Origin of the sequence: Lactobacillus kefiranofaciens (assembly GCF_900103655.1) — a bacterium.
GTDB classification, from domain to species: domain Bacteria; phylum Bacillota; class Bacilli; order Lactobacillales; family Lactobacillaceae; genus Lactobacillus; species Lactobacillus kefiranofaciens.
The window spans coordinates 23763-46785 of sequence record NZ_FMXC01000017.1 but is presented as its reverse complement, the minus strand read 5'-3'; the positions used below and the strand labels follow the sequence as shown (position 1 = coordinate 46785).

General features: G+C 34.4%; 20 protein-coding genes. 19 read left to right on the top strand and 1 reads right to left on the bottom strand.

Annotated features, from left to right (window positions below; genetic code table 11):
- A partial coding sequence (locus BLP58_RS12210) for a hypothetical protein (protein WP_218117901.1) occupies positions 1-187 on the top strand: 187 nt, incomplete at its 5' end.
- Between the two features lie 153 nt (positions 188-340).
- Entirely contained in the window at positions 341-919 is a 579-nt protein-coding gene (locus BLP58_RS07315) for a hypothetical protein (protein ID WP_143000329.1), read from the top strand.
- A gap of 22 nt (positions 920-941) precedes the next feature.
- Here BLP58_RS07315 and BLP58_RS07310 read toward each other — a convergent pair whose 3' ends face one another.
- The gene (locus BLP58_RS07310) at positions 942-1430 is read right to left on the bottom strand and encodes a hypothetical protein (protein WP_013851344.1); all 489 of its coding nucleotides are present in this window, start codon (positions 1428-1430) and stop codon (positions 942-944) included.
- A 415-nt stretch (positions 1431-1845) separates the two neighbouring features.
- Between BLP58_RS07310 and BLP58_RS07305 the strand changes: the two genes are divergently transcribed.
- The 17 genes from BLP58_RS07305 (at position 1846) to BLP58_RS07225 (ending at position 23021) form a co-directional block, all read left to right on the top strand.
- A complete protein-coding gene (locus BLP58_RS07305) occupies positions 1846-5352 on the top strand; it encodes a MucBP domain-containing protein (protein WP_013851343.1) in 3507 nt (1168 codons plus the stop codon).
- Between the two features lie 1058 nt (positions 5353-6410).
- A complete protein-coding gene (locus BLP58_RS12135; protein ID WP_049776051.1) occupies positions 6411-7637 on the top strand; it encodes a phage tail tip lysozyme in 1227 nt (408 codons plus the stop codon).
- 23 nt (positions 7638-7660) lie between these two features.
- Complete coding sequence (locus BLP58_RS07290) at positions 7661-8314, top strand: hypothetical protein (protein ID WP_013851340.1); 654 nt, start codon at positions 7661-7663, stop codon at positions 8312-8314.
- Positions 8315-8332: 18 nt separating this feature from the next.
- Entirely contained in the window at positions 8333-8965 is a 633-nt protein-coding gene (locus tag BLP58_RS07285) for a hypothetical protein (RefSeq protein ID WP_013851339.1), read from the top strand.
- A gap of 13 nt (positions 8966-8978) precedes the next feature.
- Positions 8979-9656 (top strand): hypothetical protein, encoded by a 678-nt coding sequence (locus BLP58_RS07280; protein WP_013851338.1) that lies wholly within the window; start codon positions 8979-8981, stop codon positions 9654-9656.
- Positions 9646-10035: a hypothetical protein gene (locus BLP58_RS07275; protein WP_013851337.1), complete on the top strand. Its 390-nt coding sequence runs from the start codon at positions 9646-9648 to the stop codon at positions 10033-10035. Before BLP58_RS07280 ends, BLP58_RS07275 begins: the two co-directional genes overlap by 11 nt.
- Before the next feature lie 244 nt (positions 10036-10279).
- Positions 10280-10912, top strand: a complete 633-nt coding sequence (locus BLP58_RS07270; RefSeq protein ID WP_013851336.1) for a hypothetical protein — start codon at positions 10280-10282, stop codon at positions 10910-10912.
- 98 nt (positions 10913-11010) lie between these two features.
- A complete protein-coding gene (locus tag BLP58_RS07265; RefSeq protein WP_034536344.1) occupies positions 11011-12006 on the top strand; it encodes a DUF1002 domain-containing protein in 996 nt (331 codons plus the stop codon).
- Positions 12007-12780: 774 nt separating this feature from the next.
- Positions 12781-13746, top strand: a complete 966-nt coding sequence (locus BLP58_RS07260) for a replication initiation protein (protein ID WP_013851334.1) — start codon at positions 12781-12783, stop codon at positions 13744-13746.
- 32 nt (positions 13747-13778) lie between these two features.
- Entirely contained in the window at positions 13779-15017 is a 1239-nt protein-coding gene (locus BLP58_RS07255) for a DnaB-like helicase C-terminal domain-containing protein (protein WP_013851333.1), read from the top strand.
- Between the two features lie 119 nt (positions 15018-15136).
- The gene (locus BLP58_RS07250) at positions 15137-15928 is read left to right on the top strand and encodes a hypothetical protein (RefSeq protein WP_013851332.1); all 792 of its coding nucleotides are present in this window, start codon (positions 15137-15139) and stop codon (positions 15926-15928) included.
- A gap of 120 nt (positions 15929-16048) precedes the next feature.
- Positions 16049-17635, top strand: a complete 1587-nt coding sequence (locus BLP58_RS07245) for a hypothetical protein (RefSeq protein WP_013851331.1) — start codon at positions 16049-16051, stop codon at positions 17633-17635.
- Positions 17636-17791: 156 nt separating this feature from the next.
- Complete coding sequence (locus BLP58_RS07240) at positions 17792-18229, top strand: hypothetical protein (protein WP_013851330.1); 438 nt, start codon at positions 17792-17794, stop codon at positions 18227-18229.
- Between the two features lie 17 nt (positions 18230-18246).
- Complete coding sequence (locus tag BLP58_RS07235; RefSeq protein ID WP_013851329.1) at positions 18247-18477, top strand: hypothetical protein; 231 nt, start codon at positions 18247-18249, stop codon at positions 18475-18477.
- On the top strand, positions 18458-18706 hold the full coding sequence (locus tag BLP58_RS07230; RefSeq protein ID WP_013851328.1) for a hypothetical protein: 249 nt from the start codon (positions 18458-18460) through the stop codon (positions 18704-18706). Before BLP58_RS07235 ends, BLP58_RS07230 begins: the two co-directional genes overlap by 20 nt.
- Before the next feature lie 274 nt (positions 18707-18980).
- On the top strand, positions 18981-19103 hold the full coding sequence (locus BLP58_RS12390) for a hypothetical protein (protein WP_013851326.1): 123 nt from the start codon (positions 18981-18983) through the stop codon (positions 19101-19103).
- A gap of 147 nt (positions 19104-19250) precedes the next feature.
- Positions 19251-23021, top strand: a complete 3771-nt coding sequence (locus BLP58_RS07225) for a type IV secretory system conjugative DNA transfer family protein (protein WP_025084170.1) — start codon at positions 19251-19253, stop codon at positions 23019-23021.
- Positions 23022-23023 lie beyond the last annotated feature (2 nt).

Here is a 23023-nt window from a genome sequence, read left to right as displayed (position 1 = left end):
TTTATATTTTATTTATATTTTATTTATATTTAAAGCAATAAATGTGATATTGATATTACTCTTTACTTTTAATGAAAGCCGTAGTACTATGATTTTGAAGGAAAATTACTTGGATACTTTTCCTTTGAAAACAAACCTAAAAAATAGTCAAAAAAGCATAATAAAAGTTAGCTTTTTTGACTTTTAAAATGACTTTTTATTTATTATTTATATGTAAATGAATAACCAAAGATTTATCTTAAGTGACTATTTTCAACAGCCACCTGTATATTATCATGCGACATTCGATCATCTTTCCCATTACTTAAAAAATGATCGTTATCAGGCTGTCATACTACTATTGAATCTTTATTTAGTTGATGCACAGGATCATGAAATTAAATTTCATCGTACTGATGCTCCGCATGACACGAAAGATAAAACATGGGTAGCAGATCATATTTGGCTAGATGTTAATCACTCCTTTTTTAAAAGCATCCCCCAAGAATTGCTTTATGGAGACGAAATCTACTTTAAAGCCGATGTAGAGCAATACCCAATTAATAGAGAAGACGTCCTGGAAAAACGCAATTTTATTTGGAGTAAAACACAAGAGCTTAATAATTCTATTTTTCAAAATTGGCGAGCGATGCGTAAGAGATACAAAGGTGAGCAATATTCAATTAAACTAGCAAGTATTAAGGCTCAAATTAAGGCAAATAACGCAATAGCTAGTCAACAACAAAAGAAAATCAAATTAGTTGACTATGGACTAACTGGTATTAGAGATATTCATGTCGCAAGATATTTACCGGTTGTCCAATATAAAACATTTCATCGAATTCATTACAATTTAAAGAAATTAAAAATAAGCAATTATTCTAAATGGCTTTCTCGTAGAACCATTCAGTACAAAGCACTAAAACAAAATAAGCATTAATGTAGCTTTATTTCATTAATGCTTATTTTTTATTTTTTAAATTACCTGAAGATTTTCTTGTACCTGTCTTTTCTGAAAAAATTTTATGTTCATAGTGCGTTAATTTTCGTTCATCTGCTTGGTACTTCCTTAATAAAGCTAATGGTATTTCAACTTTTGTCTTTTTATTACTATTACTTGAATGCTTAACTTTGTTTAACACATCCACTGCAAAAGTTTTCTGAGTATTATGCAACTCATCATTTATCTCTTCAAAATCATGATGTAATGTAGCAAATTGCTCATGCGTAAGTGCGATGGTCATTGATTTACTCTTTCCAAAGCAAATTACTAAAACAGCCTTATTTAAAGAATTATCCCAATTTAAATAAACCGATTCAGACTTTGTAGCATTTGATTTTTTTAGATGAGCATGAAAATCAAAAATAATAAATAGTATGAGTAACGCTACTACAATTACAGTAAATTTTAGTTGATTTAGAGACTGAATAATCGTAATTCCTAAGTTCATACAACTCTTCCTTTAATCTTATTGTTGTTTACATGCCTATCGTAGCAATTAAAATTTAAATCTGGCCTATAGCTAATTTAATGGCATTTTTACAGTAGTTCTCGATGTTCTTATACCCCGCTTTTGCTCTGCTTGTGTGTATTTTTAGTAGTAAGTTGCTAATCGTTATCCGTAATTTCTTAGTTAATATTAGTCAAAAACACATAAAAAGCCTGCTTTTTTAGTATTTATTGTTTGATAGTGACTAAATCATATGGTATCAATTCTAATTTAATAATCGTGTATTACTGATAAATCTACTTTTTTTAGTCTTTTTCTCAATTTTTAGTTTGAATTAGCTAAACTCTTTTAACCCTTCATGCCTGCGAAAATAAGCATTGTTGAAAGTTTAAAACATTTTAAGGAGGAACTCTAAATGAGTATGTTTTCAGATTTATTTGGTAATAAAAAGAAAGAGGATAAAAAAGAGGATAAATCAGTAACTGATAAGTTCCAAAACGCTGATCATCAAACTGTTATGCCAAATGTTGCAGAAGACAAAGAGGATAAAACTGACGACAAGCCAGTACAATCAGAAACAGAAGAAAATGATACTAATACCGAAGATTCTGTCGAAGAAACTAATCATAAAGGTGCTGAAGAAACCAGCGAAAGTGCTGATCAAACTAAAAATAATTCTAAAGATGAAGAGCCTAATAAAGAATCAGACGCTTCTAATTCAGAAAATGGCAAAAAAGAGATCAAGCTTGGCTCAATGACCTTTGAAGATAATAATGACGGGAAAGGTAAGTTAGTTGAAAAGAATCAAAAACATCTACCTAAACCTGAAAAAGTAAGTAAACCTATCATCGTTAAATTTCTTAGTCACGGTAAGAAGATTAACAACGACTTTGTCTTTACTGGCAAAGTAGGTGAGCCACTAACAAAAGAAAAGTTGCCTGATATTCCTGGCTACAAATTACCAGACGATTTAAAAATCAATCGTAGATTAACTGAAAAAGAGCAACATCTTAACTTAAACTACTTGCCTGATACTGTTGATTACACAATTATGCCTGTAACAGAAGGCAACCAAGTAATTAATCCTAAACTGGCTAAGAAATTTAAGGGCGTAGTAGGTGAAGATATTCAACACTTAGTTATGCCTAAGATCAAAGGCTACTACTTATACAAATCAAGAAATTACCAAGTACCACAAAATGGCGGCGAAGTAAAAGTTGTCTATGGAGCTAGTCAAAATAGTGTGCATGTTACTTGTGTCAACACTAACCATGAAAGCCTTAATGATTTCTACTTACACGGTAAGACTGGCGAGCCCTACACTATTAAACCAAATCAACATAAATTTAAAGGCTATGAGTTAGACAAAGCTAAATCAGCTAAGCTTTCAGGTAATTACAGTCCAGATGTTAATAATCTGACTCTTGTATATAAGCCAATCCCTACTACTCTTGAAGTTAACTACTTTGATGAAAGCGGAAATCAAGTTCATAAGCCTTTGACTTATCAAGGCCACTTTAAGGAATCCTATTACATCAAACTTCCTACTATTGACGGCTATGAGCTAGCTAGTTCACCAGAAATCTTAAATGGTATTTACACCCAAGAACATGAAAAAGTAACTTTAAGATTCAAACGTGCAACTAAAACTTTCCATGTTAAGCGCTGGTTCGATGAAATTCATGGTCAAAGCGCTGGCGAAGATATGGTAATCAGCGGGATAGTTGGTAATTTATATAATGAAGCTGTCCCGATTATTGATGGCTACATTCCAAATAAAGCACGTATCAAAGGTAGATTCAATGCAATGAAGAATCCGACTGTTAATGTGGTTTATCATAAAATCAAATGTACCGTTAAGTTATTACTAGAAGATGAAGCTGGGCGTTTACTACAAAATACTAAAGCTACACTAATCCAAACTGACAACTGGGGGGATGCATACAAATTTATTTTGCCAGCAGTTAATGGCTTCCAACAACCCAAGAAAGAAATTACTGGCAAATTTCACATTCCTAACGAGACTAGAGAAATCCATTATCAGCCAAAAGAAGTTTCATTAACCGTAAACTACTTAAATGCCCAAACTCACAAACCAATTCCACATTATGATACTGAAAGAACTAAGGAACTGTCAGGCTCCACTTATTCAACTGATCCACTAAACATTGATGGATTCTTACTTCGTGAAATACCTAAAAATGCCAGTGGGGTAGTAGGTTCTAAGCCAATTACTGTTAACTTTAACTATGAGCCAATGAAAGCAAGTATTGTTTTTCACTATAATGACACTACTTTCAATACACTTTGTCCTGATGACAAAATTACAGGCTACTTTGGACAAAATTATGACTTTAAGCCAAAGCAACTTGACGGTTTTAAGTTTCTTGAAGCTAACGGCAAACTAAAAGGCAAATTTACTGCAGGCAGATTAGATATTGATTTAACTTACCAGCCACAAAAAGTTGAATTCGATTTGATTCCAACAAATCAATACGGTCATCAAATTGATAGTTATTACAATCAACACATAACTGGATTAGTAAAACAAACCTTTAGTGTTAGAATGCCCGATATTCCTGGCTTTTCATTAGCAAAGCATGTAATTAATGGTCATATCAATGCTAAATACGATAAGAAGATTTTCCCAATCAACTATGATCCGGAAAAACAAAAAATCATCGTTCATACAGTTATTAAAGGTGGCAATCGAGATGGGCAACAGCCTTATAAGGACGACATTTTAGAAGGTGTAACTGCTGAAAAGTTTGAATACAGTATTAAACCTAAGACCGGTTATCATACCAAAGATAAGACAATTAAAGGCGTATTCACTGCAACTACTCAAGACTTAACAATTGTTTATGCAGTTGATACGGAGAACTACACTATTAACTTTATTGATAAGAATAAAAAGATTGTCGGTTCAATTCCAGCTCATGAAGGATATTATGGTGAAGGTATTGATGTTAACAGTCAAATTCCAAACGGTTACTTCTTACCTGCCGGACAAACCGATGCAAAATTACGCTTAGACGGATCAGGACATTATGATATTACCGTAATTCCTAAGACAATCACTGTTACCCTTATTGCTCAAACCGAAGACAATCAAGGCCTTACTAAGAGTCGTGAAATTATTGGGCAATTCAAAGAACCACAAACTGTCGAAGTGCCACAAGTTGACGGCTACCAGCCTGTTAACGGTAATAAGATTGACCTAAGTTTTGACTTAGCTAAGGGTACTCATCAAACCATCCCAATTAAATATGCTCCTGAAGAAAGAAGCATCACTGTTCGCTTTATTTCTGTTCAGGGTGAAGAAATTCATAAGCCTATCGTTAAGAAAGGTCATTACAATGAATCTTACACTGTTCAAGCAATTAAGATTGATGGCTACTCCGTAGTTGATTCCGCAATTAAGCGTGGTGTATTCGGTCTTAACAATCCAAATACGGCATTTGTTTACCGTGCAGGATCAGATGAGTTCTCTGCTGCTACCGCATCTTTGCAAGACATTTTAGGGGAGCAGAAAGTTCAAGAACAACAGAATAATCCAAACAAAGCTGTTATCACCAATAATCAATCTCAGCGTTCAACCCAGAGTGAAGATTCAAACAATACCAACTCCAGCAATATGTCACCAGCTGAAGCAAAATTAAATCATCACAAGGACGTTGCTCCTAGCGTAGACGGTAATCCAAATGGCTCTTTCAATGAAGGCAATAATGACATCCAAAACTTAGTAGAATCAGGACAACCAACTAATAAAGGAGCAAAAGAATTACAAGACTTTATGAATAGAACCAACTCACAAATTCCACAAGTTAAACGTCCACAAGAACAAGATACTCAACCACAATCTGGTAAGCCAACCAATCTACTAAATAAGTTCTATCAAGACGATAACAATAAAGATTAATGGTGTACCGTCATGAAGCCCATAAGAATCAAAACGGAGGTCTACTGCATAAGCACATTTGCTAAACACTACGGCTTTGCTTATTCAACGGTTAGATCCTACTACCAAAAGGGCTACCGTGATGAGCATTTACTTCGTGCATTACAAAAGAATCCTCGCTTAAACACTAAAACTGTCAAAATAAATGGAAAATATTTCAAGAATAGACTTGCCGCTGCGAATTTTTATCATATTCCACCAGCAACGTTCTATCGCTATGAAAGGTGGGGACAGTTAAAAAAACTAATTAGGAAATACTCTTCATTTCAAAAATCCAAACAATCCAAATAAACTCTAAAAACTATTCTTATGTAAAAGACAGCATGATTTAATCCAAACCATGCTGTCTTATTTTACTTATATATTATTTATATTTTTTTACTGTACCTATTTACACTGTATCTTAAGCATTGGCAGTCGTTTATGATGAGTCTAATTTTATTTTATTTGGATTTTATTTAAAATTACTCTCTTTGAAAGTGAATTATTAAGGATTTTACTACTATTTAGTATTTATTCAAAAATATAATTGTTTAATGAAGTAGTAGTTTAATTTGTTTTAAATTAAAAAAGCAAAATTTTATATACTTTTTATGATTGAAATCAGTATTTAATATACTTGATATAGCCCATGTAGGGCAGGCGATAATCGACATATAATATAAATTATTTATATTATGTTATTATTCAAATAATTTATTTAAATTGTTTGCTTAATTTGCTATAATCTATTTATGTAAATAATTTATGTAAAATTTATAAATCATTTGTATTTGATAAAAAACAAAATAAAAGCGCTTGGCGACCCAAAGTCAAGATGTTGAGGTAATAGTCAAGTGCTTAAATTTGTGAATTAAGTTTTACTCTTTATATAGCACAAGCCTTGATAGACTTGTGCTTCTTTTAATTATACAACGTATCATATTTTTAACAAGCTTCAAGGATTTACGAATACCCCAAGATTCCACGATTCAAATTAAACTTTGAGCAGAATTCATTTTTAAGTTTATTTTTGGGTGGTGGCTAAGATTTTCCCTTTTGTTAAGAAACATGCAGTAGTATTCATTAGTATCGGAATAATTATTTTTGCTGCCTTTTTCGTATCACTTAACGGAGTGGGTCTCTGGGATTTACAGCAAAAGCAAAACGATGACGATTGTCAGGACTATTCTAGCGATGCTGGCAAAGTAATTAAAGGTGCTGGAGGTGCTTGGACGACTAAAGGCACAAGAGCTTACAAAACCGCCAAGGCTATTTTCCAATATTGGGTTAGTCATGGTCTTTCTGGCGCTCAAGCTGCTGGCATTATTGGTAATGTTGCCGGTGCAGAAGATCCAACCTTTAGTCCAGGACAAGAAGAAATTGGCGGTGGCGGTGGCCAAGGCTTTTACCAATTTACTCCTACTTCTGGAGACGAATCTGTCAATCAAAGATACACCAAGAGATTTGGTAAATGGACAGTCAAAGGTGAGGGCGATTTCGTTAGAACTGACCACAGATATAAGGGAGCATATGAGCAATTCTTACATGCGTCTAAAGGTAAATCACCAGCAGAATGTGCTTACTTATGGGAAACCATATATGAACGTCCAGCTAGTGTTGCTGCAACTAAAGTTCAAAGACAAAGTGCTGCCCAAAAAGCTTACCGTATGTTCGGTGGTGCTAAATACAAAGGTAAAAACAGCTTACTCGGTGGCGCCGCTAAAGGTGCTTCTGATGCTGCCAGTTCTGGTGATGATGATTGTGATAATGGTGGCGATGGCGGTGCAGTCCATGGTGATATTGCTAAGACAGCCTTACGTTACATTGGCTGGTTCCACTATGAACAGTCTCATGGTGAATCCTATATTGGCTCAGTCAAGCATCCAAACAAGAATGGAGTTACAGACTGCTCAGGCTTTGTGTGGTTTGCTTTAGCAAAAGCAGGATACAAAGTACCTGCAAATATGGGTTGGTATACCAAAACAATGGAGCAAGATGCCAAGGGCGCACATCACTGGCTGCACGCTATACCTAAGAGCAAAGCTCGCCGAGGAGACATAATTATTGTTAACCAAGGCGGCGGTAGTGGAGACGATGGACATACCGCTATTCTGCTTGAAAAATATCATGGCAATAGTACCAGAATTGTCGAAGAAGGTGGTACAGGCGGTGATGGTGGTGTCAATAAATCTACAATCGGCCCAGCCTTTGGTAGTCTGCTGAATGGCGGTAGTGTTACCTTCGCAAGAGCAATCAAAAAATAATCATTAACTAAGGGGGATTAATCATGAAGCGCAGTACAATTGCTTGGATAATTATTGGTGTAGTTTTCGTTATTGCTTTCATTTTGGGGCTAAGCTGGTATCAGAATAAACGTCAACAAGAAGCTATTCGTCAGGCTAAGATTGCCAGGATTCAGAAAGAAAAAAGAGATGAAATTCATTTTCACAACCAAGTTAATGAAGATTTGAAAAAAACAAAGGATACTGTTCCTGCATCCCAAGCTCAACGAAATGTAAACAAAGCTATCTCTCTTGGTTTAAAAGCTGTTACAGTTTCTCAAACTGCTGGAAGCAATACGATGGATTTAAATAATCTATCCGATAGCTTCAAATCTGACTTAAATAGTATCTACAAGGATACTGAAGCTCTACAAGATTTTAACAATATTGTTAACGTTACTTCAGATGAGGGGACAGTAGTTCACGGTGATCATGGTGGAATGCGAAGAGAAGCAGTTCCAAAACCTGGCACTAAATACAAAGTAAATAATGCTGAAATTGAACAAGGAGATAAAGGAACTGACGATGATAACTATCGTTTTAACGTTAATTTGCAGTATCAACCCCATGGTTTTAATAAAATCAAGGTTTCTATGAGCTTTGTGGTTGACAGCTTCAGTGGCAAAGTAAGTAGCATTACACAAACATCAGTAAACTGAAAACGAAGGAGATAAAAATTGAGAAGACCTAATCGAAACATGAGAAAACAAGATACTGGTTTTTGGTCCAAAATTAATCCTTGGGTATATATCGGAATTACTGGCGCTCTAGCTTTTATATTGCTTTTAAGCTGTTACACAAGCTACCAAGCTTATCATGAGCAGCAACATCAAATTGCCACTCTCCAAAACGAAAATAAAAAGCTTAAAACAAAATATGGCCAAATCAAGCCTAAGAAAAACATAATTACCAGAGGGAAATTTGACTTAACCCAGCATCAGCAAAAGCTCAGCAAGGCATACGTCACTTTATTGAAATATGCTTACGGTACGGCTAAGAAGCCTAGCGACTTAACTAAGCATTCCGATTTATTCGTTAAATACTTCGGTAATAGTGGTTACAGTCAAATTAAAGATAATAGCTTTAACAGCAATCGCTCCCCATTGGCCAAGCAAACTATTGCTACCAGAATTGCTTTTTCTGACTTTGATATTGCTAATATGACAGAAATAATTACCGCCTATACTACCTTTTATCTAACAAACAAAAGGGGACATCAAAGTCGTGGCGTAGTTTACCTTACTTGCTTATATAACTATCGAGACCATACTGCATCTAATACTGATCTGCAATTTTCAACTTTAGATTAGAGGGAAATTAATCATGAGAAACTACCGTCAAGATAAGACGTTATGGACTATGTCTTTAAGATATTTACAAACCTTAGCTCTAATTGTAGTAATTGTGCTGATTGGTAGTCTTGTCTACTTTAACCATGGCCAAGGATTACAAGCTAGACAAATTTCTAACCTTAAACAGACTAACTCAACATTAAAATCTAATATTTCGGATAAAAAACATAGCCTAGACGTACAAATGCAGCAAGAAGCATTGAACAACACAAATCCCATTATTAAAAGAAGCTCCAGACAACTTGCGGCAAGCACACAAGCTGAACAAAAAGCTAACTTGTTATTTCCAATTCTAATCAACTATAGTAGTGCCAAAGAATATCTCGCTCGCAGTGATAAAGCCGCAACGTATGTTACCAAGAATATTCTCCAGGACAAGCAAATTTTTAATCAAAACAAAAGCGCAGCTACTTACATTGATTACTCAGGACTACACTCACATCTAAGTAATCTTGACTTCTCTGCCGGCAACATCTCTAAAAACAATCTGCCAGTAATTATTAAAGTAAATTATGTAAGTTGGTTCACTAACAAACGTAGATCAGCAAGCCAAGATCTTTACTTAGGTACTTATAACTACGCTACAGGGAGATTTAGCCAACTTTATAGATTCGGTAATATTTTTGAAGGTGCGGAAAATGCAGATTAACAACTTAAAACTAGGTTCAGCACATTCAACCAACAAGCAAAAATCTTTATTCCATTTCTTAGCATTCCTAATCCTATGTTGGGGATGCTATTTATTTAGCTCATCTTTTGATCTGAGTCAAATTCAAGCCGATAGAAGCGTTTTATTAGCAAATAAGTATAATCACACTAAAAAGCAATGTCTTACGACTATACATGCTCTAAACGGCTCAAGAATCAATCTGAATTCAAAACTACAACACTTGAAAACTAAATATACTGATCTAACTAAATTAATATTTTCCCAAAATCAAAATAACGAAAATATTATTGATAATCGTAAACAGCTTTTAGAGTACTTTGGAGAAGATTTTTACCATAAGGCTATGGGATATACATAAAAGTAAAATTAATACGTCAGGCAACCTAATAAAGCAAAATATAAGAACTATTGTCACCTTCTCTAAATATCATGTTAGAAGTAAGTCCATTAACCTGATAATTTACACAGAGTTCACCTTAAAAAAACATATTCGAAATAAAAATACAGGGATAGCTTATATAACCGTCAGATACGACTTAAATAAAAGACAAGCTACTAATACCCAAGTTCAATTAACTAGTAAATGAAAAAGGTGACCTAAAATGATCCACAAAATTCTAAAATATTTTACTGCATCTCTAGCTTTAGCGTCTGCCTTCGTATTCTGCTTTTTAGTTGGTAAAACCGGTTATAACCAGTTTCAAATCAATCAAACTACTGAAGAATATAACTTAACCAAGACCATTAAAGAGCTACATTACACTACTATACTTTCCCAACAACTACTTACAGACCAAACTTGGCAAACTAGATCAAACGTCTTACAAGTCACTGCTCAACATGACGCAGATTACACAGCTAATCAACTATTAAAAATCATGCTAACGTATGATGATTCCAGTAGCTATAACATCAGAAAAGAAAAAGCAAAAAACTACGCTGAACAATCAATTTTATCCAATCCAGACTTTTTTGATAATGATAAGCAAAAAGATGGTTCACACTTAATTAATGCTAAACGACTGCATTCCAAATTTTTAAATACTACTGCTTCGATTGACTTTGTTAACAATAATCTATGCAATGTTCTAATTAGATCTACTTCAAAACATTGGACAGGAACGCAATCAGCAAAAAAACTAGTTGTTCTTTACGCAGGTACCTATAACTTAACAACTCAAAAATTTCAGCAACTGAATATTAGAAAAATCTATCATGTTGGTTCAAATCACTAACAGGTAGATTTTTATTGTCACTTACATTATCAACCAATTTTGAACCCGTAATTAAAATTAAATTGAACGTTCAGATTAAAATAAACGAGGTCAAAAACATGAGATTTATTAAGCATTTATTTCTTTCAATTACTGCATTTACAGTACTTACTAGCTTGACGAACTTAAATACAACTACAGTCAAAGCTGGTACTAATGAACTATCGACAATCCCTGTAATTGCCCTAGGTAATTCTTTAAAAAACAAACAAAGACAACAAACTATCAAAATCCTTACTCAATCTTTACATGGAGCTAATTATCAAGAAACTAATATTTCTGGTAAAGACTTAGTTAAATACCTAAATCCTACTGGAAACAACTTCACAATTAACTCTAATGTCTGGTCAAGTGCTATGCTTCAAAAAACTAAAGATCACGGAGTACAAGTCCAAAGTATTCCGTACCATGGTAAAAACAACATAACTACCATTACTGAAGATCAATATGCTAATGCTGCTTTAACTGCTGGAATTCAAAATTGTAAAATCTATATTACTTCTGCAATTCCAATTGATGGTTCAAGTGCTTTAGCTGGGGTATATAAAGATTGCAAAGAACAAGGTACTAATTTAAGTCAAAAACAAATTGATGCTGCTCAGGATGAACTTAATACTCTTAGTAGCGTTAATAATCAAAATAAAGGAAAAACTAATTTCTCTGATTCTCAATTAAATGAAGCTATTGCAGAAGCCAAAAAAGATATGAGCAATCAAAGTCATAGTATTTCAGATAATGAAATTAAAGCGATAATCAATAATCAACTTAATGCTAATCATTTAGAGAACGTTATTAACAATAATCAAAAAAATACTACCGTTAAATTATTAAAAAATGTTAGAGATTCAGGTGCATTGCACAACAGTAGCTTTAAGCTCCAGACCAATCAATTAATTCAGCAAATTAACAAAAAAGCACCACATCTTATTAATGACAGTAAATCAAGCAATTCAACAAGTTCTAACAGCTTTAGTTTTTCAAACTGGTTTGTAGAATTTGGTGATTCAATCGCAAAATATTTTAAAAAAACTTTGGATTCTCTTATTTTGATTTAATTAAGTGGTATAGGATTTAATATCGATCGAATAAGTGTAATTATTAACTCATTCTAACGACTTTTAATAAGCAGCTCTGCTGCGTTTAATAGGAGCGAATGAGTTGCACAGGTTCTAAGGGTGTAACCCTTAGCTTAATCTTAATTGACTTTTTTGTAACCTAGGTTTGCTGATCTCAGTAGCAACCAGAAAACTAAATGGAGTTTTTGACGACATTTAGTTTTATCACTTTAAAGGGGGACTCTTTAAGAGTCCCCTTAAAGCTCTTTCGGGAATGACGACCTCTTGCAGCAGTAAGAGTTAAAGCGCTGAATGACACACTTTTTCTACCGAAACGCACACTTTCTCTACTATTTTAGTAGGTATAAACACAGTTTTTCTACTTTCAGACACACTTTCTCTACTTTTACATTCAGGTATAAACACGGTTTTTCTACTTTTTTTGGTAAAGCTGACACACTCAAAAGAGTCTCTCTACAAAGTTGAGAGTGTGTTTAGTTTCAAACACTTACTATAAAGTGCTTACAAACCATTTTTTACCTTATAGTAGTGCAATTTTAATCTAATCCGTACACAGTTTTTCTACTTTTTTTGTAGGTAAAAACACATTTGCCTTTTTAAAAATGTGCTTTTACCTATTACTTTTTATCCTATTGACACACTTTCACTATTATTTAGCCTTCGTTTGGCACATTTGCTTTGGTAAAATGTGTTTTTACCCACCCAATTAGTGTATAATTTGTTTTAAAGAAGAACCGAAAGAGGGAATATCTAATGGCATATGACGACAGAGGCAAAAAACTCGAACATCATGATATTGCTAAAATTTCTAATGCAATTAATAACTTTCAACTTCATCAATTATCTAAAAACGAGATCAAATTATTTTGGACAGTGATAAGTCAAATGGCTAATCAAACAGACGATGAAATAGTTAATCATGGCATTCATTTTAGTTACAAAGAAATTTCTGAATTAGCTGGATTTAAACATTTAACTAAAACAAGACTTTATAACTTGATTCGTAGTATGTTTACGCATTTGGCACAAACCCTGTTTATTAAAGAGGACAAAACTTCACGTGAAATAGAAACAACGATGTTTACTCCTTTGAAAATGATCAAAATAAAAAAGATGCATGAGGATGTTTTGGTAAAAGCAAATGAGGAAATGATTCCCTTTCTTCGCAGGCTACGATCTACCTATACCTCATTTGAACTAGCCCGATTAATGACCTTGGATTCAAGATATTCTTTACGCTTGTACACGATACTAATGCAGTGGAAAAAGTATGGCAAAGTAACTTTATCTAAAGATTACTTTTACAATGTTATGGATATACCACCAAGTTATAGGAAGAGACACAGAACGAGTATGGTGGACTATAGAATTATTCAACCTGCTATAAAAGAATTAAAAGATAAAGGTTTAGTTACTAATCTCTCATGTACTAAAAAATATCTGACCGCAAGTACGAATGGCGGCAGAATTGTTTCTGATTATATTTTTACTTTTGATCCTCAAAAATTAGAGGACAAAAAGTCTCGAACGAATTTAAAAGGGAAATTTAGGAAAGTTAGATCTACGAGTGTCAAATCAACTGATGAAAAAAAGCAAGACAATAGCAAAAAAAGAAATAGCAATTTCAATAGAGAAAAGAAAAATCATAAATCTACTGTTAAAGATCATACTTCCGATCATTCCATGATAGATTCAGCATTTGGTAATCTTTTTAATTAATTAGTTCAAAATTTTATTGAAAGGAAAATAGTATGACTAACTTAATGACAAATAATGTTTATGGTGATTTCATAAAAAGCATTAGGGAAGAGGATACTCCAAAGCCTATTTCTACAGGATTTCTATTGCTCGATAACGTAGGATTGGGAAGTGGACTATATAATGGTTTATACGTTTTAGGGGCAACGTCTGGATTAGGTAAAACTACATTTGCACTGCAAATTGCAAATCATATTGCATCTCATGAAAATCGAAAAGTAATTTATTATGCGCTGGAAATGTCTGCTAACGAGTTAATTGCCAAGTCACTTAGTAGAATAGCTTGGAGTCTTACAGAAGATCATGATACGTATAATCCTATTCAGAATATTGCAAAAAAAGGTCAACATAGTGATTTGCCGTTGACAGCACGTAACATTATGAGAGGGCACATTAAAGAAAATTTTAGTGAAGAAAATAAAAAGAAATTGCGTACGGCTATGGCATATTATAATAGCTTTTCTGAGAATATGATTATTAGTTCTCCATTAACTAAGCGCCCATCAGTAGATGAAATTGTTAAAGAAGTAACCGATTATGTACAAACTACTAAGAATAAGCCAGTAGTTTTTGTTGATTATTTACAACTTTTAAGGCCAGTTGAAGGAAATCATGGATATACTGATAAACAAGCAGTTACAGCTGCAGTTAATAAGTTAAAATTATTATCATTATCTTTAAAAATTCCCGTTTTTGTAATTAGCTCATTTAACCGTTCCAGCTATAGCTCAATTGACGTTGATGAAACAGCATTTAAAGAGAGTGGAGACATTGAATATACAGCTGATGTTGTATTTATAATGGAGAATGATTTTAATCGTGTATGGATTAATGATATTAGTAGTGGTCGAGATCTTAATTTAGTTGACTATGAACAGGAGAAGGCTATTGAACAAAATCGAGATTTTCCTGAAAAAGAAGGTAAACAAATTACTATTGATGAAGCAATAAAAAATCATAGGGTAACTATTCCTTCTGCCATGCGATACGTTAAATTACTCCCTGAAAAGGCAATTAAACTCTCTATTTTAAAGAATCGTTTTGGCGATATGCTTCCGCCAAAAATGCCATATATACCATTTATTCTAAATGCCCCATATAGTGTTTTTGGGCAAACCACAATAGAGGGAGATAAAGTTAAATATAATATTGATCCATTAGATGATTATTCTTATGAAGATATGCCCATATATACTAATCCAGATACCCATGAAGAAGATTTAGAAATCTAACAAATATTAAGAACCGACTCTCATCCGAATCTACTGATGTAGACTCGGTTTTTTTGTAATTTTTACAGATATCATGTTAGTTCATTGCCTTTAGTAATATTGGGCCAAAGAGGTAAAAAATGTATTCAGAACTTATTTCAATTATTGTTAATTTGCTTATTGCAATGTTAATACCAACCGCAGTTGTACTTGGTCTAACTTATATCAATCGTGATTCTAAAGAGCTACTAGTACGTAAATATGGCTTTAGTTCCCAAATATGGTTAGGATGCGTAGGGATTTTTATACATGAGTGTAGTCACGCTATTATGGCACTAATCTTTGGACACAATATTGTTGAATTTAAACCGTTAATTCTTCCTAGAAATGTTGCAAGAAACGATAGTGCTTTAGGTTATGTAAGACAAACATGGAATGCCAACTCCACGTATCAAAATATGGGCAATTTATTTATTGGAACTGCTCCAATTTGGGGATGTACGTTGGTAATTTATTGGGTTTCGAAAACCACAATGCCTAATGTGTACCAGTTTGTATTAAGCCTTGAAAAGGCAGCAACGTCATATTCCATGCTAAAAGTTCAGCAAGTTATAGCTAATCCTAACTTGTTTGCCAACATGGATATGACCTCAATAGTTACTATGCTAATCGGATTGATTATAATTGCTAATATCGTTATTGGTGGTTTTGATTTAAGTCCAGCAGACTTGCATAATGCATTTGGTGCATTTATTGCACTTTATCTTATTGTGCTAGTAATATTGTCAGTTTTAACTTTCTTAGGCTTTGGATCTGTGGTTAGCGCTTGGCTTTTGAAAATTATGACAGCTTTTGTCTTACTAATGAGCTTATCTTTAGTACTTTCAGTAGTAATCAATTTAGTACTTCGTTTTCTAAATTTTTTCATCTAATTTGACGTAGGAACTTAATTTTAGGATTTTGTCTTAAATTCATTATGTGTACTAAAAAGTAAAGCTTTCTAGCTCATATTGTTTTTTAGTCAAATTTTTGAAAGAAAGAGGATTTACACAGTGAGTATTTCTAAAAGTTTACAATATTCTGGTACTGCGCTGATTGCTGCTGCAGGTGGATTAGGCGTTGCTGCTAGTCCATTGATGTCAGTCGTTGCTCACGCTGATACTGGGGAATCACAAGACATTAATACGAAGCCAAGTGTTGGTGATAACCAACCAGGTACTCAAACCGTTGTAACTGATAAAGACGCTTACAATGATGTGGCTGGCGATACTGCTCATGACACTAATCAAGCTCAACATAGTTCAATTGGTTGGGAGTTTCAGAGTCCTGATCAGGCCGCAGATTCATGGACACATAAACCTGATTATGAGATCGAACCTGGTACTGATAACACTCAAACCGACTGGAATATTGCTGAAAACACTAATGGCAAGTCAGCAAGTGATACTTCTGATGATGTTTATGGTGATTCAGCCGAAGGTCGTTTTAATCCTGGTGATGCTGACCCTAATAAGATGACATCAATGGGATGGACTAATGCCGATAAGGATGGCGATGGTGAAGAAGATGCTGTAGAAGGACCAGCAGGCGTTTACTACGTAAACGGTGTTCCTTACTACAATGTTAATGGAGTTCCTGTTGTATGGGATGGCTATTATGATGATGGCGGTGCCTTAGTTGTAGATAATAACAACAATAACAACAACAATAACAATAATTCATCTAACAATTCATCATCTAACAATTCATCAAATAACAATAATGGTTTAAACAGTTTGAATGGCTTAAATGGTTTGACCACTAATCTTATGGCGGTTAATACTGGTGCTGGCAACGGTGCAGGTAATGGTGTTGGTGAAAACAATACTTCAAGTCATAGTGGGAATAACCAAAGTTCATCACAAACTTCCACTAAAGGTGATAATAAGTCAAGTTCATCATCAAATAGTCAAACCATTGTTAAAGGATTGGATGGTTTTGGCGGTTGGGGTGATTCGTTATTAGTAGATAATAACAACAATAATAACAATAATAATTCCAACAATAACTCAAATAATAATTCAAATAATAATAACTCAAATTCCAGTTTGCTAAGCAACAACTTAAGCAATACTGGTAATGCCGGTTCAGGTACGACTACTAATGGCAGTTCATTATCAACTACATCAAATGATAAAAATGATACTAATGGTAATAGTGGCAACCGCAATAGAAGCAATGGTTCATCACATTCAAATAATGGTAACAACCATGCTGCTCCTGTAACTCCTGTATCAACTAACAATAATGGTAGTTCTAACAACGGCAATGGTGCATCTTCAGACGGTGATCCTAATACTGCTGATAACGCTACGAACAAGAATGCAGGTTCAGGCAATGGTGGTAATGGCAATGATGCTGGAGCAAACAACGGCTCAGCTAATAATGCTGGCGTAAGTGATCCAGGTAATGCAAGCTCAGGTGATTCTAATTCAGGAGCTGGTACTGGTTCAACCGGTACTGCTGCAGGCTCAGGTGATACTTCAACCTCAACCTTACCGCAAACTGGTAATGCTAAGAGTTCAATGGGTCTTGAACTTGGCGGAATTATGACAGCTACTCTGGCAGCTATGGGTGTTGCAAAGAAAAGTTTTTTCTAAAGCGTTGCAACAAAATTAAATAATAAAGTAAGCGGAGATTTTTTAAATTTCCGCTTTTTTGCTGATTTTTACTATCTGCAATCAACTTGCTAATTAGGCTAAATTCTTAAACGAAACCTGTATATAACATCAAAGAAATACGGAGATAATTGAAATATGTCACAAAATACATTTTTTATTTTTTTGCAACAATATTCTGCATATGCAACAGAAATCTTAACTGTTATTAATGTTTTATGGATGTTCGAAATTTGCGTTAATGCAGTAGTTCAGCGTGATGAGTTAAATTCCTTTGTAGAGGAAAACTGGAAGTTTGATTTAGAGATCAGTACTTTGTTTTCTATCTTAGGTTTAGCTTTACTATATGCACCACGCTGGATTACACAATTTGGGCGGGAAATCTATATTATTACGATTTTCTTTTTCATTCTTCAAATTCTCTTTACGATTGATAACCGTAAGACATTGCGAAAATTTATTCGAAGAACCGCTTGGTATTATAAATCAATGTTGGTAAGTATTTGGATTGCTAGTTTATCAGTAGTTGCAGTATTTGTCTTTTTTGTCAGTCAGATTGCCGTATCAGATTTTTAAGCAAAGGGAATAGGTAGATGAGCTTTATTCACAAATTGCTAGCTTTATTAAATGCTAGAAAAGATCGTAAGGTACTAAATAGAGTCCCGATAATTCCAAGCAATAATGCAGTTAAGAAAATTCGTGAGCCAATTACTTATTACAGCGGACATGATAAGACTTTAAAAAGAATGTTTTATCGTTATGGTTCTGTTGCTAATGCAGGTAATGAGGAAGAGGGATATTTACATGGCCAGAAACCACATTAATATGACTGAAGAGCTTGATAAGTATAAGGCCGATATTTATCAAATGTTAATTTCGCTTGGATGTTCTGAAACCACAACTGCAGCTTTGATGAAAGGTAATCAAAGCAAAATTCAAGGCTGGTTCGGTAATGGAGATTCTAGAAGTCCAATAGTAACAGCTCAGATGGCTGCTCGCTTGATTCTACGAGATCCTGCTGATATTGACGCATCATCTAAGTTTAAGGTATGAATCAGAAGAAACATTACAATGTATGGCTGATTTTTATAGGCTTATTATTAATTTTAGTAATTATTTTTGCTTTGTTGTATGTTTTTCAACAGGCAAAAGTAGGAACAACCAATGCGTTAACTGAGCCACAGCAAACTAACGGCTGGCTTCAGATAGGAAAAGCGTTTCTCCACTTTCTAAAAAGATAATTTTTTGATTTTTTTGTTTAGTTTTCGTTTCTAAGCATACCTTTGAGATAAACTCTTCTGTAGAGTGAAAAACGGAGGTAATCATAATGTCAGAAACTAAAGGAAAAAATATTAAAATGTCAAAAGAATATCGCCTAGCTTTAAAGCGTAGAGCTGAGTTTCTTAAAAAGATTCATTTTGATAGTAAAACTGCTAAGGCACTTTTCTAAAATCCTTTGCTATTAAGCAACTTTAAGGTGAATTAAGATTTCAGATCAGCTTGAACAAACATAATAATTTCAAGTATATTCGCAGTACGCCCCTAATAGGGCGTTTTTTTTTACACTAAAAATGATTGTTTTAGGATGTGATTTTTAGTGATCGAAGAAATTAAGCAAAAAATTGAAGAGAAGCTGAATACATATACTTCTGTTTTAGATGGAATTTCATTAAAAAAAGCGAGAGAGACTTTTGAGTGGCTTAGAACACTGTTATGGATAGCACCCACTGTAATATGGGTTATTTGTCTTTTTCAAATTATTTTGCCACTTGGAACGCTTAATTTCTCCGTTTTTACATTATTTTGCTGGCTAATTTTAGCGTTGAGCGCTCCAGCATCTTGTTTTGTTAACTGGTTTCTAATTCTTTTAACAACACGAAGAGATGACAAAAAGCAGGATGAACGTGTTGACCTAATGTGGGATGAATTACAAATAGGATTTAAGCAGTTGTCGTACATTGTTGGTGCATCCCTGGCATTGCCTATTTCTTTAACTGCTATACCTTTTTTGCAGTTTCTTCGTTTGCATCCTACTGTTAAAGGCACCACTACTCAAATGATTGATCAAATAACTGGTTCTCCTTTGATAATTAGGCTTTTATTAGTTGGTGTAGCAATAATTTCGATGTTTTATCTTCATTCTCGTTTTGTAAGATTAGTCTTACAATTTGAACCCAGAATCCGAGAGTGGATGGCTAACTATGAGTTTCATTATCGTCCATTACACCAAATGCTTTCTGGAAAAAACGCCAAGCAGGTGAAGGAAGAAGATCATTATGCAAATATGGTTTTGGGTACTTCACTGGAAACTGGAGATTTGGTAGTTCAGAGCGTAGAAGCACGTAAGCGTAATTCAATTGCTATCGGGCCAATTGGTGCGGGGAAAACTTCATCCTGGTTTAGACCACAAATTGATCAAGACATTGATGCTTATTTGGAATACATTCGTGACTATCCAATTGTTTCTAAAGAAAAAGATTGGAATACACCATATGGAAAACAAAGCATGTACACTAACGGATTTACTTTAATTGAACCTACCAATGATTTGTGTGAGACAGCATACCAAGACTGTCTTGCTAAGGGTGTGCCTAAAGATAAGATTATCTACTTTAATCCTGAAGATCCTAATACACCTTCTTTGGGGTTACTGAGTGGGCCAGTTGACGCTGCATCCCAAAACCTGACTGATATTTTCTCCGGCTTAAAAGCATCAGCAAAAGACTTCTTTAGTATTGAAGAGCGGTCTTACATGGCGAATTATGTTTATTTGCTTAAATTAACTGCGGTTATCGAAAATAAGCCAGCTAGTTTTGGTGAATTAATGGATATGATGTTCGATGTTTATGTTACCGTCAAGAAAAGAACTGAGCTTGAAGCCTATGTAGAAATTCTACGAGTAGAAGTAGATAAAGCAAAAGAGAAATTTAATAAAACTAATGATAAAGACGATAAGGCTACATATTTCAACTATAAGGACACCTATGATATTGCCGTTGAAACTCTTAAATGGTTTCAAACTTACATTGTTGCAGAGCAATACAAGACTGGCCCCAAGATTCAGCAAACTGGTAAGTATAAGGGATATCCAGTCTATGTTGATACTAAAGACCAGTTTGTGGGCGGGCTTAAGTCTACTTTACAGGATATTTCTAAAAAGATTGGATTAAGACGTGTCTTGTTCCGTGAGAACTCAGATTTTAATGTCGATGATTGGTTTAAAAACGGCGGTATCATTATTTGTAATACCGATAAGAAATCGTTAGGTGGCCCATTAGCAAGTATCTTAGGTCAAATGTATTCCTTAACTTTTCAAGCTGCTACGTTTAGACGTACAGCTAACGTTGACCCATTCCGTGGCTTATATATGGACGAGTTCCCCGACTATGAGTCAAGCGGTTTTACAGATTTCTGTGCCCAGGCTCGTAAGTTTGGCACTGGAATTAATTTAGGGGCACAATCATTAGCCCAACTGTCACAAACCTTTGGTCCTGATTATTTAAAGACATTAATGTCTGTTTTGCTAACGAGAGCTACTTTCGGTGATTTAGGGCCTGATGACGCTAAGTTATTAGAGCCATTGTTCGGTGAACACGATGAAGCAGTTGAATCTATCAATGACCAAGACATTGATTTGGCTGCTGATCAATCACAGAATCGTAGTCGAATCTCTACTAAGGTTGAGAAAGTGCCGAATATTACAGCTAACCAAATTATGAAGTTGGAAAAATATACTATGGCGATTAGAACGCCAGGTGAGCATGGTACTAACATTTTTGATCGCATTCAAGTTGGTAGAATTACTAGTGAAGCAATCGAAAATGACCCTAAAAACTTCAACATGGATGATCCAGAAGATAGGAATGCTTATGAAGTAATGGTTGCTGATACGGTGAACTCCAGCCAAGAATATAGTGATACCGATAAGCACATTATTGATTTGATTCAAAGCAAACAATATATGATTCAGTGGCCAAGTGATCAAGAAATGAAATCTGGTGATGATGTTTTACCAACTATTCTTGATAGTGAAGGCAATGTGCTTTCGGGTGGCAATACTGCAGATGAAGATTCTGACTCAGATAAAACAAAAGTAACTTTTGCTAATGGTAGTGAAAACTCTGATTCTAAGCAATCTAAGGTCACTAAAGCAGGAGGATTCAGACATCAAAATAAAAAACAATCTACAGGCAAGGCGGGTACGTTAGGTACTGATAAAGATGGCCCTAGTCCTGAAGACATAGAACAAGATCCTTTTGATAATTGGAATGAAACGGGTGCTTATGCTACCGTTGGTGGGCATAAGCAAAAATTGGATGAAGATCAATTTGACGATGAGGGCAAAGTTGACGCACTATTGGATACTGATCCAGAAGACAATAGTAGTGAAGAAGTTACCAAGCCTGTGGCGAAAAAGACTAAGGGCTCTACATCAACTAATAGAGTTAATAAAGTAGGTAGTACTGTCAAAGACAATCTTGATTTAGACGATGAATCTTCTTTAACAGCAGGGATGCGTGCTTTGGATAAGTCTGTACACAAATCGCCTAATTCTGGCAATGGCAGAAATGATAATGATTTAAAGTATGATGATGATCCTTTAGTTTCAAATGTAGCAGTCACAGATAGAGTCAAAAGTAGCAAAAATGGTAATGCTACAAAACCAGACCAAAGCAAAAATCAATCCTCTAAACAGCAATCCAAGTTGAAAGATAATGATTTATCTGCAAATCGCCAAGTTAATAATAAAGATGAAATAATTCATAGTGATGATAAGAAAGAAGATAATAATATGTCTGAAAGTATGAATAATTTCGTTGATTTTCCTAACCATGATCGTAGAAGACAGGAGCATGAAGCAAATAGTCAAAATGCGGTAATTAGTCAATTAAAGCACAGTGCATTGCTAGACATGCAAAGTGGGTTTAATAAAATCTTGCATGATTCACAGCTAACTGAACCTGAACGTCTAAATGAAATGCTGAAATTTAGAGAAGAACAGCGTAATAAACTAGCAGCATATTTTATGCCAGCTAGTTTAGATAAAATTATTGCTCGAATTACTACAGCCATTGATAAGCAACAAGCTAAGGTCGCTAATTTGCATAATTCTATTGATGAAACTGATGACGTGCAGTCAATGGAACATAAAGTTAAAGAAAACCAAGAAGCAAATGGCTTAAGCGATGATCTTGAACAAATGCTAAAAAGTTTTCAGGATCGACCAATTACTGATGATGAGCCTAATGATAATGCAGGTGATGAATTGAAGGCTGATAAATTGGATACAGATGTTCCATTTAATGATCGTGATCCATTTAATAGTCAACCAGGTATGACTAGTAATACTGATGATGAAGACTATTAGGA

What these genes read in the sequence shown, in the direction of transcription:
- BLP58_RS07260 (WP_013851334.1), top strand. Translation starts at nt 12,781, where the DNA reads ATGGCATATGACGACAGAGGCAAAAAACTCGAACATCATGATATTGCT.
- BLP58_RS07265 (WP_034536344.1), top strand. Translation starts at nt 11,011, where the DNA reads ATGAGATTTATTAAGCATTTATTTCTTTCAATTACTGCATTTACAGTA.
- BLP58_RS07280 (WP_013851338.1), top strand. Translation starts at nt 8,979, where the DNA reads ATGAGAAACTACCGTCAAGATAAGACGTTATGGACTATGTCTTTAAGA.
- BLP58_RS07275 (WP_013851337.1), top strand. Translation starts at nt 9,646, where the DNA reads ATGCAGATTAACAACTTAAAACTAGGTTCAGCACATTCAACCAACAAG.
- BLP58_RS07290 (WP_013851340.1), top strand. Translation starts at nt 7,661, where the DNA reads ATGAAGCGCAGTACAATTGCTTGGATAATTATTGGTGTAGTTTTCGTT.
- BLP58_RS12390 (WP_013851326.1), top strand. Translation starts at nt 18,981, where the DNA reads ATGTCAGAAACTAAAGGAAAAAATATTAAAATGTCAAAAGAATATCGC.
- BLP58_RS07235 (WP_013851329.1), top strand. Translation starts at nt 18,247, where the DNA reads ATGAGCTTTATTCACAAATTGCTAGCTTTATTAAATGCTAGAAAAGAT.
- BLP58_RS07255 (WP_013851333.1), top strand. Translation starts at nt 13,779, where the DNA reads ATGACTAACTTAATGACAAATAATGTTTATGGTGATTTCATAAAAAGC.
- BLP58_RS07310 (WP_013851344.1), bottom strand. Translation starts at nt 1,430, where the DNA reads ATGAACTTAGGAATTACGATTATTCAGTCTCTAAATCAACTAAAATTT.
- BLP58_RS07230 (WP_013851328.1), top strand. Translation starts at nt 18,458, where the DNA reads ATGGCCAGAAACCACATTAATATGACTGAAGAGCTTGATAAGTATAAG.
- BLP58_RS07250 (WP_013851332.1), top strand. Translation starts at nt 15,137, where the DNA reads ATGTATTCAGAACTTATTTCAATTATTGTTAATTTGCTTATTGCAATG.
- BLP58_RS07305 (WP_013851343.1), top strand. Translation starts at nt 1,846, where the DNA reads ATGAGTATGTTTTCAGATTTATTTGGTAATAAAAAGAAAGAGGATAAA.
- BLP58_RS07270 (WP_013851336.1), top strand. Translation starts at nt 10,280, where the DNA reads ATGATCCACAAAATTCTAAAATATTTTACTGCATCTCTAGCTTTAGCG.
- BLP58_RS07240 (WP_013851330.1), top strand. Translation starts at nt 17,792, where the DNA reads ATGTCACAAAATACATTTTTTATTTTTTTGCAACAATATTCTGCATAT.